Consider the following 833-nt stretch of genomic DNA (forward strand, 5'->3'; position numbering starts at 1 on the left):
AATGGCTCGTCTGACCGTTATTTCCAGAAAAGCGATGAAGCTGACAAGTTGGTGCCGGAAGGTATTGAAGGACGCATAGCTTATAAAGGACCTATTTCTGCGATTATCCATCAGCAAATGGGCGGATTGCGTTCAGCTATGGGCTTAACCGGTTGTCCGACAATTGAAGATATGCGCACCAAGCCGCAGTTTGTGAAAGTAACCGCCGCCGGCATGGGCGAATCACACGTACACGATGTGCACATTACCAAAGAAGCACCGAATTACCGTAGCTCGTAACAGGATGACTAATGACTAGAGATATCCACGATCACCGAATATTGATTTTAGATTTCGGCTCTCAGTACACGCAGCTGATTGCCCGCCGTATTCGCGAAATTGGCGTTTACTGTGAGCTTTGGGCATGGGACGTTGATGAAGCCGATATTCGGGACTTCGCGCCTAAAGGCATTATTTTATCCGGTGGCCCGGAAAGCGTTGCAGAAGAAGGCTCACCACGTGCGCCGGAATATGTTTTTAATGCTGGTGTACCGGTATTTGGTATTTGTTACGGCATGCAAACTATGGCCCATCAGCTGGGGGGCTCTGTGCAGTGCTCGCTGGAGCGTGAGTTTGGTTACGCACAAATTGAGCTGGTAGAGCAAAGCCCGCTGTTTAAAGCCATTGAAGACGCTGTGTCTGAGTCTGGCGCGCCGTTGCTGGATGTCTGGATGAGCCACGGTGACAAAGTGGAAATGATTCCGGAAGGCTTCCACACCGTAGCGAAAACCTCTTATTGCCCGTATGCCGCAATGGCTGACGAAGAACGTCAGTTTTACGGTGTTCAGTTCCAC

The 833-nt window shown here is 50.2% G+C and carries 2 protein-coding genes; both read left to right on the plus strand.

Annotated elements, in window-relative coordinates; genetic code table 11:
* Positions 1–279, plus strand: a 279-nt coding sequence (locus tag B3180_RS13805; protein ID WP_286845080.1) for an IMP dehydrogenase, incomplete at its 5' end; no start/stop codon positions are given.
* An 11-nt stretch (positions 280–290) separates the two neighbouring features.
* Positions 291–833: glutamine-hydrolyzing GMP synthase (gene guaA / locus B3180_RS13810; RefSeq protein WP_286845082.1), on the plus strand; the 543-nt coding region annotated here is incomplete at its 3' end.

Source organism: Idiomarina sp. UBA4206, assembly GCF_002383015.1.
Taxonomy (GTDB): domain Bacteria; phylum Pseudomonadota; class Gammaproteobacteria; order Enterobacterales; family Alteromonadaceae; genus Idiomarina; species Idiomarina abyssalis.